At 42.3% G+C, this 14,351-nt stretch carries 17 protein-coding genes, 1 tRNA gene and 1 pseudogene; all 19 read left to right on the plus strand.

From position 1 onward, the window contains the following. Window positions 1-30 precede the first annotated feature (30 nt). Complete coding sequence (locus B4J50_RS04155) at window positions 31-345, plus strand: ArsR/SmtB family transcription factor (protein ID WP_286846664.1); 315 nt, start codon at window positions 31-33, stop codon at window positions 343-345. An 82-nt stretch (window positions 346-427) separates the two neighbouring features. Then, complete coding sequence (locus B4J50_RS04160; protein WP_286846662.1) at window positions 428-1,441, plus strand: permease; 1,014 nt, start codon at window positions 428-430, stop codon at window positions 1,439-1,441. A gap of 53 nt (window positions 1,442-1,494) precedes the next feature. Then, window positions 1,495-1,638 carry a hypothetical protein gene (locus B4J50_RS04165; RefSeq protein WP_286953952.1) on the plus strand — a complete coding sequence of 48 codons (144 nt, stop codon included), beginning with the start codon at window positions 1,495-1,497 and terminating at the stop codon, window positions 1,636-1,638. A gap of 14 nt (window positions 1,639-1,652) precedes the next feature. Then, window positions 1,653-2,195 (plus strand): DUF2703 domain-containing protein, encoded by a 543-nt coding sequence (locus B4J50_RS04170; RefSeq protein ID WP_286846658.1) that lies wholly within the window; start codon window positions 1,653-1,655, stop codon window positions 2,193-2,195. Between the two features lie 9 nt (window positions 2,196-2,204). Then, window positions 2,205-2,765, plus strand: coding sequence for a thioredoxin family protein (locus B4J50_RS04175; protein WP_286846656.1), 561 nt, complete (start codon window positions 2,205-2,207; stop codon window positions 2,763-2,765). Next, the gene (locus B4J50_RS04180) at window positions 2,762-3,451 is read left to right on the plus strand and encodes a cytochrome c biogenesis protein CcdA (protein WP_286846654.1); all 690 of its coding nucleotides are present in this window, start codon (window positions 2,762-2,764) and stop codon (window positions 3,449-3,451) included. Before B4J50_RS04175 ends, B4J50_RS04180 begins: the two co-directional genes overlap by 4 nt. A gap of 27 nt (window positions 3,452-3,478) precedes the next feature. Beyond that, the gene (locus B4J50_RS04185) at window positions 3,479-3,832 is read left to right on the plus strand and encodes a thioredoxin family protein (protein WP_286846652.1); all 354 of its coding nucleotides are present in this window, start codon (window positions 3,479-3,481) and stop codon (window positions 3,830-3,832) included. A 5-nt stretch (window positions 3,833-3,837) separates the two neighbouring features. Further along, window positions 3,838-4,894: pseudogene (gene arsB, locus B4J50_RS04195) on the plus strand (ACR3 family arsenite efflux transporter). A 44-nt stretch (window positions 4,895-4,938) separates the two neighbouring features. Further along, a complete protein-coding gene (locus tag B4J50_RS04200) occupies window positions 4,939-5,094 on the plus strand; it encodes a hypothetical protein (protein WP_286846643.1) in 156 nt (51 codons plus the stop codon). Window positions 5,095-5,337: 243 nt separating this feature from the next. Continuing rightward, a complete protein-coding gene (locus B4J50_RS04205) occupies window positions 5,338-5,628 on the plus strand; it encodes a GNAT family N-acetyltransferase (RefSeq protein WP_286846641.1) in 291 nt (96 codons plus the stop codon). A gap of 390 nt (window positions 5,629-6,018) precedes the next feature. Continuing rightward, window positions 6,019-6,094: transfer RNA gene (locus B4J50_RS04210), tRNA-Gly, on the plus strand. Window positions 6,095-6,307: 213 nt separating this feature from the next. Continuing rightward, window positions 6,308-6,634: a cell envelope integrity/translocation protein TolA gene (locus B4J50_RS04215; RefSeq protein ID WP_024822375.1), complete on the plus strand. Its 327-nt coding sequence runs from the start codon at window positions 6,308-6,310 to the stop codon at window positions 6,632-6,634. Then, the gene (locus B4J50_RS04220) at window positions 6,621-8,627 is read left to right on the plus strand and encodes a V-type ATP synthase subunit I (RefSeq protein WP_286846638.1); all 2,007 of its coding nucleotides are present in this window, start codon (window positions 6,621-6,623) and stop codon (window positions 8,625-8,627) included. Before B4J50_RS04215 ends, B4J50_RS04220 begins: the two co-directional genes overlap by 14 nt. Before the next feature lie 42 nt (window positions 8,628-8,669). Then, window positions 8,670-9,149: a V-type ATP synthase subunit K gene (locus B4J50_RS04225; protein ID WP_024822373.1), complete on the plus strand. Its 480-nt coding sequence runs from the start codon at window positions 8,670-8,672 to the stop codon at window positions 9,147-9,149. Window positions 9,150-9,175: 26 nt separating this feature from the next. After that, window positions 9,176-9,757 (plus strand): V-type ATP synthase subunit E, encoded by a 582-nt coding sequence (locus tag B4J50_RS04230; protein ID WP_286846635.1) that lies wholly within the window; start codon window positions 9,176-9,178, stop codon window positions 9,755-9,757. A gap of 18 nt (window positions 9,758-9,775) precedes the next feature. Then, the gene (locus tag B4J50_RS04235; protein ID WP_286846631.1) at window positions 9,776-10,786 is read left to right on the plus strand and encodes a V-type ATPase subunit; all 1,011 of its coding nucleotides are present in this window, start codon (window positions 9,776-9,778) and stop codon (window positions 10,784-10,786) included. Further along, on the plus strand, window positions 10,779-11,117 hold the full coding sequence (locus B4J50_RS04240; RefSeq protein WP_286846629.1) for a V-type ATP synthase subunit F: 339 nt from the start codon (window positions 10,779-10,781) through the stop codon (window positions 11,115-11,117). Before B4J50_RS04235 ends, B4J50_RS04240 begins: the two co-directional genes overlap by 8 nt. 25 nt (window positions 11,118-11,142) lie before the next feature. Next, window positions 11,143-12,939, plus strand: a complete 1,797-nt coding sequence (locus tag B4J50_RS04245; protein WP_286846625.1) for a V-type ATP synthase subunit A — start codon at window positions 11,143-11,145, stop codon at window positions 12,937-12,939. After that, window positions 12,929-14,350, plus strand: a complete 1,422-nt coding sequence (locus tag B4J50_RS04250) for a V-type ATP synthase subunit B (RefSeq protein ID WP_024822368.1) — start codon at window positions 12,929-12,931, stop codon at window positions 14,348-14,350. Before B4J50_RS04245 ends, B4J50_RS04250 begins: the two co-directional genes overlap by 11 nt. The last annotated feature ends 1 nt before the right edge of the window (window position 14,351 follow it).

Raw genomic sequence — 14,351 nt, forward strand, 5'->3', positions numbered from 1 at the left:
TATCAAATAAATTCGATACGAGGTGATGAATTGGATACAACATATGAGGATTATGCAAAAGTGTTTAAGGCATTTTGCGATGAAAAACGCCTGCGGATACTTGAACTGTTACGCAGTGGAGAAAAGTGTGCATGCAAGTTATTAGAAGATCTGGATATAGGTCAGTCATCGCTGTCTTATCACATGAAAATTCTGGTTGAATCGGGTGTTGTAGAGAGTCGACAAGATGGTAAATGGACACACTATACAATCAGTGAAAAAGGTAGCGACTATGCGGCCGAACTACTTAAAACATTGACAACGCCGGATGCAATAAATGTAAAAGATAATTGTTGCAAAGCTTAAAAACACATTTATAAGAATATTTTTTTAACATTAAATCGAAAATATTTAATTGTTCTGAATTAGAAAGCGAGGTTCTTATGGTATGCAAATATTAAAAGCGATCTGGATTTTCTTCCAGAATCAAATACTGGCGATGAAATGGCTAAACGAATTAATCGACAGTGGAGTTAATGCATTAGGTCTTGACACAACTAATCGTTGGATGGGAAGCATTCAATTTTTTGTTTATGATGTTATTAAAATTACTCTACTCTTGTGTTTCTTGATTTTTATAATCAGCTATATTCAAAGCTATTTCCCGCCGGAGCGGAGTAAAAAAATCTTGGGACACTTTCATGGAATTGGTGCGATTACTGTTGCTGCTTTGCTTGGTACGGTAACACCCTTTTGCTCATGTTCGTCCATTCCACTATTTATTGGTTTTGCCAGGGCAGGACTATCGCTGGGAGTGTCGTTTTCGTTTCTTATATCCTCTCCTATGGTTGATTTGGGTTCTCTTGTTCTTTTAATGAGCATTTTTGGAGCGAAGATAGCTGTTCTTTATGTTGTTCTCGGCTTAATTATCGCCATTATTGGCGGTACGATAATTAAAAGATTGGATATGGGAAAATACGTAGAGAGCTTTATTACCACAGGTGGTAGTGTAGACATCGAATCTCCTGACCTTACAAAGCATGACCGTTTGGTTTTTGCCAAAGAACAGGCAATCGACACATTCAAAAAGGTTTTCCCATATATATTGGTAGGAGTTGGAATAGGCGCAGGTATTCACAATTGGATTCCACAATCTTGGGTTGAAAATATTTTAGGTAGTGGTAATCCCTTTGCTGTTATCTTTGCTACTCTTGTGGGAGTTCCGATGTATGCTGATATTTTTGGGACTATCCCGGTTGCAGAAGCTCTATTAAGTAAAGGAGCACAACTTGGTGCCATTCTGTCCTTCATGATGGGGGTTACTACGTTATCCCTGCCATCTATGATTATGCTTCGTAAAGTAATTAAGCCCAAGCTTCTGGCGCTTTTCATTGCAATCTGTACAATCGGAATTATAATTGTCGGTTATTTATTCAACGTTTTTCAGGCGTTGATAGTTTAGGAGGAAATAAAGTATAGCAAAGAAATGGCATCCTTTTATTGATTATCTCACATGTGTTGAGTGCGGTAGTTGCATCGCGAAGTGGTATATACGAGACAGAAAAGGGACCTTCGCCTGTCGCAAAAAAATGGAATTCTGTATTGACCATTGCCATGGCTGCGGCAACTGTTGCCCAGTTGGAGCAATTACTTATGTAGGTGATGACATGGGTTTGACGCCGCTGAATGGGAAGCAAACATCGGAAGAATCCTGTTGCTCTTTCGGATGTGGGACGGTTTCCGAAAAGAAGATCGTTGTTGAGTATCTCTATCTAGATCTTGAAAGCTGTGACCGTTGCGTTGGGACAGACAATGTACTTGACGAGGTTATGGTGACACTTACCCCTGCGCTGAGCCTTGCGGGCTTTGAAATAGAATATAACAAAATTGAGATGAAGACAGCGGAAATTGCAAAACAATACAGGTTTATTTCCTCGCCTACGATCCGCGTGAACGGTCAGGACATCTGCCAATCGGTTGTAGAGAATAGCTGCGGCTGCTGCAGTGAAATAAGCGGAACCGATGTGAACTGTAGGGTGTTTGAATATAACGGGGAACCCTACGAGGTGCCTCCAAAAGAAATAATTGCTGAAGCTATACTAAATGCAGTATTTGGGCAGGTTGAAACTGGTTGTTCCTGCGTAGAGTATGAATTACCTGAAAATCTAAAAGAATTTTTTGAAGGAAAACAAAACCGGCTGCTCCTGAGGAGGTAGTTGCTTTTGATGGATAAGAAAAAACTGTTAAAGATCATAATTCCCATTAGTTTGGTTCTCATTGTTGCAGGAATATGGATATTCAAGAATGTGTATAAGGAGTCAGATTCCATTGTGTCTCTTTCTGAGAATAAATGTTTAGAAAATCTTGTAAAACCCAAGAATGAAGAAGATTTTGTGCTTGAGGCAACATCAATTGATTTAGATGTGCTGAAGGAATACAATTTGCCTATCATCATTGATTTCGGGGCGAATTCATGTATTCCATGCAAAAAAATGGCCCCTGTACTAAAAACATTAAATGCGGAAATGCAGGGCAAAGCCATAATCAAGTTTGTTGACGTATGGAAAAATGGAGCCGTTGCAAATGATTTCCCTATCCAGGTTATTCCCACTCAGGTTTTTATCAACGCTGACGGTACACCTTATGTGCCAAGCGGTGATATGCAAATTAAGTTTGACATGTATAGACGCAAGGATATCTATGAACATGCTTTCACTGTACATCAGGGCGAATTAACCGAAGATCAGATGCGGGCTATCCTTGCCGACATGGGGGTGGATGAATGACACAAATCCTTGAAGGTTTATCTAAAATAATTTCTGAGAGCAGTTGGCTCGCACCAATTCTTGCGCTTTTTGCTGGAGTGCTTACTTCTTTTACACCATGTTCTTTGTCTGGTATCCCTCTTGTCATAGGTTATGTGGGTGGTACTGGTCAGAGGAGTACGAAAAAAGCGTTCTGGCTTTCTGTCACTTTCACGTTGGGAGTTGCTGTCACATTTACAACGCTAGGGGCGAGTGCTTCTATTGCCGGTCGTTTAATTGGGACTTCAGCATCATGGTGGTACATCATTCTTGGAATTTTAATGTTGTTAATGGCTTTGCAGACGTGGGGTATATATGAAATTATTCCTTCAAGTTATCTTCTTTCTAAGAATACTAGAAGAGGCTATTTAGGCGCTTTCATTGCTGGAGTTCTTGGAGGGGTGTTTGCTTCACCCTGCTCCACGCCTGTACTTATCGCTCTCCTTGCTATTGTAGCTGGAAAAGGAAGCGTTTTATGGGGAATACTACTATTGCTACTGTATTCAATCGGTCATGGCATTCTTGCTATTGTAGCTGGAACGTCTATAGGCTTTGTGCAAAAGCTTTCTTCAAGCGAAAAATACGGTAAAGCAAGCACTATACTGAAAATAGTGATGGGTGCTCTGATATTGCTCATTGGGTTTTATATGTTTTATCTTGGGTTCTAAAATAATATAAAAAAGGTGAGGTTTGTTATGGGATTGTTTGGTAAGAAAAATAAAAAAGAGGGAACTACATCTTGTTGCTGCAGCGGAAATTGTGACGCAGAAAGCATGGCAAAAGCAGAGGCCGCTAAATCTAAAGGTGCTGGAGTAAAAGTATTGGGAAGTGGATGTGCCAAGTGTGATCAACTTGAAACGGTAACAAAAGCAGCCTTGGAACAACTTGGAATGGATACTACTATTGATCATGTAACTGATTTTTTGCAGATTGCAGCCTATGGAGTGATGACTACCCCTGCTCTTGTGGTCGATGGTAAGGTGGTTTCTTACGGGAAGGTACTTAAAGTTGATGAGGCAGTAAAAATACTTCGAAAAGTTAGGGGGTAGTTATAATGGGAAAAGAGAAGTTGTCTGGTATTGTTTTTTTGAGAAACACCTTCCTGTTTAGGTTTTTATTTGTATGGCAGTAGGTGTTTTAGTAGGTATTTATTTACCGGGAGTTCCAGAACTCCTTAGTAAATTTGAGTATGCAAGAGTTTCTATCCCGGTTGCAATACTTATATGGATTATGATTTATCCCATGATGCTAAAAGTTGACTTTAATAGTATAAGACAGATGGGCAGAATCCAAAAGGATTGATTATAACCGGGGTTACAAATTGGCTGATCAAACCATTTACGATGTATGGAATTGCAGCATTCTCCTTTTGTGTTGTTTTCAAAGGGCTTATTCCTCCTGAACTTGCAAGGGCTTATCTGGCAGGTGCTGTTTTACTTGGAGCAGCTCCATGTATGGCTATGGTTTTTGTTTGGAGCCATCTTACTAAAGGAAATCTTGCATATACTTTGGTGCAAGTAGCTACAAATGACCTTATTATATTAATTGGGTTTGGACCTATAGTTGCACTTTCTTTAGGAATTAGCGATATATCTGTACCTTGGATGACATTATTCTTATCAGTAGTATTATTTGTTGTAATACCGCTTGCGGCTGGATGTATTTCTAGGGTAATAATAACAAAGAACCGAAGCCTAGAGTATTTTGAGAATACATTTATGCCTAAATTTAACAATATAACAATTATTGGGTTTTTGTTAACACTAATAATTATTTCTCCTTTCCAAGGGCAAACAATAATTGGTAATCCAATAAACATTGTTCTAATAACCATACCTTTAGTTATTCAGACCTTCCTTATTTTCTTTATAGCTTATATATGGTCAAAGCTATGGAAACTTCCCCACGATGTGGCGGCGCCTGCTGGAATGATTGGTGCATCAAACTTCTTTGAACTTGCGGTTGCAGTTGCTATTTCATTATTTGTTTTGCAATCAGGAGCTACAGTAACTACTGTTGTTGGTATGCTTGTGGAAGTGCCGATTATGTTAACTCTTATGAGAATAGCGAACAATACAAGGGGTTGGTTTGAAGTGGGAAAACAGGACTAGGAGGCGCCCAATGAGCAAAAGTAAACTAAAAGTGGGTTTTATCTATGTTCGTTATTCATGAAGAAGTCAAATTGCAGAAATGCTTAGCCGCAGATGCTTTTGAACGCTATTCCGTTGGCACAGAAACAAAGTTGCAAATCAACAAGGATGCTGCTGGAATTATGAAGGAACTGTATGGAATTGATATGAAAAAGGCTTAGTATTCGAAGCTATTAGACGAGATCCCACCAATCTATATTGTAGTAAAGATAGGATGCAACGAGTTTGCCCGTGTCTTTCGGCTGAATACGTTGTAACTGATGAGGAACTCGATGATCTGGCAGGGACAAAAGGGCGATTATGACGAGGTATATGGATTAGTGCGAGCGGTCTTTGCCCATGCAGAACATACGAATCACAACAAGCAGAATCTTGTGGTATGACTGTAGGACAGCTCCGTCTTCTTGCCGGAGCTGTCCTTGGTGGCAGAGGTAGCAGGTGAGATCGTTGGTTATATCTTGTTTACTAGGGCGGTAATTCGACAAGAAGTACGAGAGCACGAGACTCTTGTGTTGGCCCCTGTGGTTGTGGCGCCAGATTTCCAGAGAAAAGGTATTGGTGGCGGCTCATTGAAGAAACAGCCTTTAGGTTTTAAGTCAGTGCTTCTGGTGGGGGCACCCAACTTATCATCCGTTTGGCTACCGGTCGGCAGAAATGTTCGGGATTGTGACAGACTTAGAATTGCCAGCAGGTAGGTTTGTGGCATATGAACTGATGGAAGGCGCACGGATGAGATAAGGGGCTTACTGGAGTTTGCGCTGGGGGGTTAACCTTTAGCTTGTGAAAACATAACTGAATGAAAAAATACGTTGCATTAGTGCCTAAATTTGAACTTAGGGTTTTTTGCGAAATTGATAAAAATATTTTATGAGATTGGATTTTTTGTGTCTACGGTTCTATGCTAAATCCAATTTATGGCAATAGATTCATCTAAATTGAAAGCCAACCTTAAATATATAAGATAAAAACTGTAACTTTGAGCAGGCAGGTATTACTAGAAACAACAATAACCTTGTGACTTTTTGAAATGTGGTAGATCTTGTTGCAAAAAGAAGGTTCCACGTTTATAATGTCCTATCGGTGGCGCGGACATAGCTCAGCTGGTAGAGCATTAGCTTCCCAAGCTAAGGGTCGCGGGTTCGAATCCCGTTGTCCGCTCCATTTTTTTATTTCAAACAACTTCCCCCAAATAATAATCCAGAAAAACCTTAGTTTATTAACTTTAGTTACTTTAATTCGACACTATTTACAAACTTGGTTAACTTGTTAAGTTTGACACAAATTTTTATGGGTATTACAATAACTCCAGTTTTGCGCTTTGAACGGCCTGCTGTAATAGATATGTAGTTTTGTTGTCGGAGGGGGGTGGATGGCATGGTGACAAACCTAGCCGAAGAAATCAAACAGGCAGAGGCTGCAGCAAGGCAACGGGTTAAGGATGCAAAAAATGAAGCTGCTCGGCTCGTCAGTAAGGCTAAGAATGAGGCTGATCAACGGATCAAAGAGACAAAACAACAAGCTTTTCGTAAGTATCGTGACAATATTGTTCAAGTAGAAAGCGAGGCCGAGACAAATGCGGCGAAAATAGTTGAAGCAGGAAGGGAAAGCGCGCGCGCTTTTACTGATAGCCATCAGGGGCGAGTAAAAGAAACAGCCACCTGGATAGCGGAAGAGGTGATGGCTAGATATGGCCGTGGCTAGTATTAAAAAAGTTGAGTTTTACGTTCACAACTCTGTCGTGGAAGATGTTTTATCGATTTTGCAGAAAACAGGGACATGCGAGATAGTTTCCCGACAGGATGTAGATGAGGTTGATAGTCATTCAACTGCTCATCTACAGCGTATCGATAGTTTGCTCAGCGAAACACGGTTCCTTCTCCGTTTTTTTGAACCTTTCTATGAAGATAGCGTTCCTCCTATGGCCAGAGCCCTTGGCGAAAGGCCAGACTTTTCAGTAGAGGAGCTTGCATCTCTTGCTGAAAAAACGGATTTGCTTCAATTAGCTGAGCACATACGGACCTTGGAGCGGCGGCTCATAGAAATACGCTCAGAAATTACCCAGATCGATAGTACAAAAGCTATTTTATCTCATATAACAGAACTTCCATACTCACTGGAGCTTGTTTCTCGTGGGACTCGTTTCGTGGGAGGGTTTGTTGGTATGTTGCCCGTGGAACAAATAGCAGGTTGGAAACAGGCTATCGAGAAAAATTTAGGTGATGCTGGCGAATTTTTTATCGCTTCCTATGAAGGAAAAGAGAAGGAAGCATGGGTAGCCCTTTTCTGTCGCAGAGATAAGGAACAGGAGGCATTAGATCTCTGTAGCAAATATGGATTTTCTCGTATAGAAATCCCCGATACTTTAACTGAAAGCGTTGGGGAAGAGTTGCTAAGACTCGAGACGCGACGAGAAAGCCTCCTAAAGGAAGAGGAAAAAATAGAAATGCAAGCTTCTTCTGAGGCAACAAAATGGATGCCTACCACTCGTGCGCTGAGCGATTATTGGAATATCCTCAAGTCTAAATACGAAGTTCTCTCCAATAGTGAATTCACAGATAAGACCGTTATCATCAAATCTTGGATCCCCGAAGTTGCTGTTCCTAAAGTAGAGGAGCAATTAAAACAATATCGTGCAGTTATGGAGATAGCAGTGTCGGATCCCTCTCCAGAGGATGAGCCTCCCACTCTTCTTGTCAACAAAGGATGGGTATTGCCTTTCGAAACCCTTACGAAGCTCTATGGTTTGCCGAAATATGGAGAACTAGATCCTTCACCTCTTCTTGCTCCTTTCTTTTTTGTGTTCTTCGGTATGTGTCTGGGAGATGGTGGTTATGGTTTAATCATGCTTGGTTTTTTCCTTTTCTTCATGAAAAAATTCAAGCGTATGCCTGAAGGAGTTAAAAATTTTATTACATTGTTTATCCTTTCAGGAATTTCTACAATATTTGTTGGGGCTCTTACTGGAAGCTGGTTTGGCGATCTAATCGATGTTTTTGGGGTGTTTAAGTTTATTCGCCCGATTAAGAATATCCCGGTTGTTCTGGATCCTATGAATGATCCCATGACAGTTCTTTTTATCTCTTTGGGCTTAGGAACGATCCAGATTTTCTTTGGCTTGTTTGTTGCATTTTACGACAGCCTTCGGAAAAAAGACTATATGGGGGCTTTTGCAGATCAGGGCGGATGGATTCTATTCTTGTTAGGATTGCTTCTCATAGGGGGGACTGTGAGTGGAAAATTGCCAGCCAGTTTAAGCGGGCCTTCAAAAGCTACAGCTGCTGCAGGAGCTCTTGTCTTGGTTTTGACTCAAGGTAGGGCTAAAAGCGGAGTTGTACAGAAGGCCATTTCTGGTGTAATGAGCCTTTACAACGTAACGTCTTATTTAGGAGACGTGTTGAGTTACAGCCGATTGCTAGCTCTTGGTTTGGCCTCAGCCGCGATAGGTTCCATTATCAATATGCTAGCAAGTCTTGCAATGGGGATTCCCTTTATAGGTTGGGTACTTGCGTTAATCCTTATATTCGGTGGACATTTGTTTAGCGTTGCCGTAAACGTACTCGGAGCTTTTGTGCACTCGTTGCGGCTCCAGTACGTAGAGTTTTTTAGTAAGTTTTACTCCGGTGGGGGCAAAAGTTTTGCTCCTTTAACGTATAACACTAGTTTCGTTACCATATCTGAAACTAAAGAAGCTTAATTGACGGATTAAGTTCTCAGAACGAGGGGAGTGTTTAAAAGTATGGATCTTCTTGGAATGATGTTAGCGATTTTAGGAGCGGCTATAGCTGCGGGTTTTGCCGGCTCGGGATCTTCTATAGGTGTGGGCATTGCTGGAGAAGCTGGGGCTGGTGTTATGACTGAGGATCCGGGTAAATTTGGCCTTGTACTGTTGCTTCAGGCTTTGCCGGGAACTCAGGGTATTTATGGTCTTTTGATTGCTTTCTTTGCCATTTTGAAAGTAGGGTTGCTTGGTGGAGGAGCAGCGGTAGCTGTAAACGTATGGCAAGGGCTTGGAATATTTTTTGCATGCCTTCCCGTGGGCATTGCCGGTTATTTTTCTGCAATAGCTCAAGGCAAAACATGTGCTGCTTGTATTCAAATGATTGCTAAAAGGCCTGAAGAGACTGGTAAAGCTGTTATTCTACCAGCTATGGTTGAAACTTACGCGGTTCTTGGGCTTCTTACAAGCATTATTTTGCTTAATGGCATTCAGATATAGCCATTCGCGATTTGAGGTGAATGGTTATGTCTTTGGCAGATATAAAAGTTAAAATTGAAGCTGATGCACAAAAAGAGGCAGAGAAAATTCTGGAAGATGCGAGATTGAAAGTAAAAGAGATAGAAACTGTTACCGAAGGCGAAGCAAGTAAAATAGAGTCGTTTTATGCTAATCGCTTTAGTACAGAAAAACCAGAAGTTTTCAATAGGCGTGAAATTGTTGCAAACTTAGATGTAAAGAAGATTTTGCTTGGAGCTAAACAAGATCTTATTACAGAAGCTTTTGGCGAGTCGTTGAGAATTTTAGCGTCTTTTCCAGAAGAGAAATATCTTGCTTTTTGTGAAAAGCTCTTAAAACAGGCTTCGGAGTCAGGAGACGAAAAGATATTGGTCTCTCCAAAGGAGAAATATCTTAATGGGGAGTGGCTAAAAAAATATAATGAGAAACATAAAACATCTCTTACCCTTGAGACTGTTCAAATTCCTATGAGCGGGGGTTTTATCCTTCGGAAGGGCGATATTGATACCAACTGCTCTTGGGATATGTTGACTACATGGATTAAAGAAGAGATCGAGGCAGACGTTGCGAAACGGCTGTTCTCGAAGTAGACAGGGGGGTGGGGCAGCATGGCTACAGTAGAGCAGTATGGTTATACGGTTGCTCGCCTGCGAGCTATGGAAAGCCGCCTTCTCGATGATAGCGTGCTGCAGAGACTGATCGATTGTGAAGATCTGGAAAGCGCCATGAAGGTTTTGGGGGAGACAGTATATTCCTCATGGTTAGTGGAGCTGAAATCCAATACAGAATTCGATAAGGCCATAGAGTCGGAACTTCTTTATATTTATAATGAGGTAAAAAAATTTGTTCCAGACTCTGGTTTGGTAGAGATATGTCGGTTGCCTTACGATTTTCATAATGTAAAGGTTCTTCTCAAAGGCCAGATTCTTCAGCGCGAGGGAGGAGAGCGTCATTTCGAGCTGTTAACGGCGCTAGCCAATATCCCGACAGATGATCTTATTATGGCAGTAGAAACGGAAGACTACAGGTTGTTGCCTTATGATCTTCACGCTGTTTTACCAAAGTCTTTTGCCTTATGGGATCAAACCCGAGATATTCTTGAGGTGGAGCGCCTCCTCGACAACGTACTTTTCCGCGAAATGTTTAAGATAGCCCGTAGTTTGGAGTATGAAGCTCCTCTACGTTGGGTTCGTGGAAAAGTTGACGCTGAAAATGTACGAAATATGTTCCGCCTTAAAAGAATGGATAAAGATGCGGTCAGTGTTCAGTCCTATCTCCATGATGGGGGGTTCGTATCAGTAGAGCAGCTGCTTTCTATGTTGTCGGAACCTATAGAAAGTTGGGTTCGGGTCCTTTCTTATGCAGATATAGGGAGAGTTCTTTATCACGTACAAGATGGGGCAGATATGAATGCACTCCTTGTGGAAATGGAAAAGATTTTAGATGACTACGTAACAAGTATTCTTCAGACAGCAAAATATAGTGCTTTTGCTCCGGAAAATGTCCTTAATTATTTATGGCATAAGGAAATGGAAGCGAAAAATGTACGAGTTGCGTTGGTTTCTGTTGCTAATGCCATGGACAAAGATCTGGCGAGGAGGTTGATGCGTCGTGGCTAAAGAAGGGAATCAGCCTATGGCTGCTATCGGCGAATATGAAACAGTACTTCCTTTCCAGGCGGTAGGGGTGAAGCCTTATGTTATGCCTGAAGAAGAGAGTGGGCATTTTGAATCTCTTCTTTTGCAGCTAGCTCGAGAAAAGTACGCGGTTATTTTTGTTCAAGAGCATCTTTTCGAAAAATTTATGTCCACAGTGGAGACTGTGAACGAGGAATATGCTGTAAGCGTTTTACCGATCCCTGGACTCAAAGGAAGTTCTGGGGCAGGACTAAAATCCATTCGTAACAGTGTAGAACGAGCTGTCGGCATGGATATCTTTGCTGTGAAATAGAATTTGATGCTGGAGGCGATACATTGTGGCCACGGAAAAGGTCATAAAAGGGACCATTGAAAAAATCTCCGGACCGCTCGTTGTCGCGAAGGGCATGTATGGTGCTAGTATGTACGACGTGGTACGAGTAGGGAATATAGGTCTTGTAGGTGAAATTATTGAGTTGAAAGGCGATACAGCTTCAATTCAGGCCTATGAAGAAACTTCTGGCCTTATGCCTGGTGAACCTGTCGTAAGTACTGGCGAACCCCTGAGCGTAGAGTTAGGTCCAGGAATCATAGAGCAGTTTTATGATGGGGTACAGCGTCCTTTGAACCTAATAGAGGATGCTGCCAAGAGCCACTTTATTTCTCGTGGAATTGAAGTTCCCTCTATAGACAGAGAGAAAAAATGGGAGTTTACACCACGAGTTAAAGTTGGGGATACTGTTCAGCCTGGCGATGTTCTGGGTATAGTTCAAGAAACAGTTTTAGTGGAACATCGGATAATGGTTCCTTATGGAGTACGAGGAACTGTTTCTGAAATAAAACAGGGGCAATTTGCAGTAGAAGAAACAGTGGCCGTTGTAAAAACGAAAACAGGAGACGAAGTGAATGTTTCTATGTTCCAGCGTTGGCCTGTGCGTAAACCTAGACCAGTAGCTCGGCGTTTGCCCCCTATTATTCCGTTAACTACAGGACAACGAGTTGTAGATGCTTTCTTCCCTATAGCAAAAGGGGGAACAGCATGTGTCCCAGGACCTTTTGGTTCAGGGAAAACAGTTATTCAGCACCAGCTTGCAAAGTGGGCGGAAGCCGATATCGTAGTGTACGTAGGTTGCGGTGAGCGAGGCAACGAAATGACAGACGTTCTGTTGGAGTTTCCTGAGCTAGAAGACCCACGTTCTGGGGAACCGTTGATGAAACGTACGGTTCTTATAGCAAACACGTCTAATATGCCAGTCGCTGCGCGAGAAGCGAGTATCTACACTGCCATTGCAATTGCAGAGTACTACAGAGACATGGGATACTCTGTGGCTCTTATGGCAGATTCTACAAGCCGTTGGGCTGAGGCTCTTCGAGAAATGTCAGGACGACTTGAAGAAATGCCAGGAGAAGAAGGGTACCCTGCGTACCTAGGAACGCGGTTAGCCAGTTTCTATGAAAGAGCGGGACGGGCTATTTGCCTTGGTTCTGATGGTAGAGAAGGATCTGTAACAGCTATAGGAGCAGTTTCCCCTCCTGGTGGAGACCTTTCTGAACCAGTAAGCCAAAACACTCTCCGTGTGACTAAAGTATTTTGGGGACTTGATGCTAGCTTGGCCTATCAGCGCCATTTCCCGGCGATTAACTGGTTGTTGAGCTACTCCCTATACACCGATACTATGGACAAATACTGGGATTCTCAGTTTGACGATGAATGGAGTTCTCTTCGCGTAGAGGGAATGTCTCTTCTTGAAGAAGAGGACCAACTGCGGGAGATTGTTCGTCTCGTGGGAATAGACGCTCTTTCCAAAGAGGAGCGAATGGTCTTGGAGACTGCTAAATCGCTTCGAGAAGATTTCTTGCACCAAAATGCTTTCCATGAGATTGACACATATGCTTCTATGAGAAAGCAATTTAAAATGTTGAAGAATATTTTAATATTCCATCACCTCTCTATGGATGGGTTGAAACGTGGCGCAGATATGAATAAGGTATTCAATCTTCCTGTACGAGAGCAAATCGCTAGAATGCGTTATGTAGATGAAAAAGAGATTGAACAGCTTGATGCGCTAGAAGACCAAATGAAGAAAGAGATAAATGCATTAATACCAGTGGGGGGCGATAGTGATGCTGCCTAAAGAGTATAGTACCATCACCGAGTTATCTGGCCCACTTCTGGTTGTGGAAAAAACCAAGGATGTTCGTTATGACGAACTAGTGGAGATTGAGCTTGCCAGTGGAGAATTGCGGCGAGGACGTGTTCTTGAGATAACATCAGATAGGGCCCTTGTCCAGGTCTTTGAGGGAACCGATGGAATCGACATACAGAATACAAAACTCCGATTCCTTGGGAAGGTTTTGATGCTTCCAGTTAGCCGGGATTTGTTAGGGCGTATTTTTAATGGACGGGGAGAACCTATTGATGGAGGAGCTCCTATCCTTCCTGACAAAAAGCTGGATATCAATGGGATGCCGATGAATCCTTATTCTCGAGACTATCCTTCTGAGTTTATCCAGACCGGTATTTCTACTATTGATGGCATGAACCCAATGGTTCGTGGACAAAAGTTGCCTATATTCTCTGGAAGTGGTCTTCCTCACAACAGAATGGCTGCCCAGATAGCTCGTCAGGCCACCGTTATTAGCGGGCATGAGGATTTTGCAGTTGTTTTTGCTGCCATGGGTATCACTTTTGAAGAAGCTTCGTTCTTTATGGAAGACTTCAGAAGAACTGGCGCTATACAGAGGACTGTAATGTTCGTTAACTTAGCTGATGACCCAGCTATTGAACGGATTACTACACCTCGACTTGCATTGACAGCTGCGGAGTACCTAGCATTTGAACAGGATATGCATGTAGTGGTTATTTTGACAGACTTAACCAACTACTGCGAAGCACTGCGAGAGATTTCTGCTGCCCGTAAGGAGGTTCCGGGACGGCGAGGTTATCCTGGTTATCTCTATACAGACCTTGCCACCATGTATGAAAGAGCTGGTCGTCTGAAGGGGAAAAAGGGATCCATTACTCAGATTCCTATTCTGACTATGCCAGAAGACGATAAGACTCACCCTATTCCTGACTTGACAGGATATATTACAGAAGGGCAGATTATCTTGAGTCGAGGCCTTCATCGTAAGGGCATCTATCCGCCTGTAGACGTTATGCCTTCTTTGTCTCGTCTTAAGGATAAAGGTATCGGTAAGGGGAAAACCAGAGAAGATCATGCAGACCTTATGAACCAGCTTTTTGCTGCTTATGCTCGCGGTAAAGAAGCTAAGGAGCTTGCAGTTATTCTTGGAGAAGGTGCCCTTACTGAAGAAGATAAGGCCTTTGCCTGTTTTGCAGATGAGTTTGAAGACAAATATGTCCGTCAAGGCGAGTATGAGAACCGCAAAGTTGATGAAACACTCGAATTAGGTTGGAATCTTTTGACGATGATTCCAGTGAAAGAGCTCAAACGTGTTCGTGACGCATATATAGAGAAATATCTCAAACCGAGGCTGCAAGAAGAGGGGAAAAACGAAGAAGCAGTTCCCGTTGTAAAGTAGG

This window comes from Aminobacterium sp. UBA4908 (genome assembly GCF_002398115.1).
Taxonomy (GTDB): domain Bacteria; phylum Synergistota; class Synergistia; order Synergistales; family Aminobacteriaceae; genus Aminobacterium; species Aminobacterium mobile.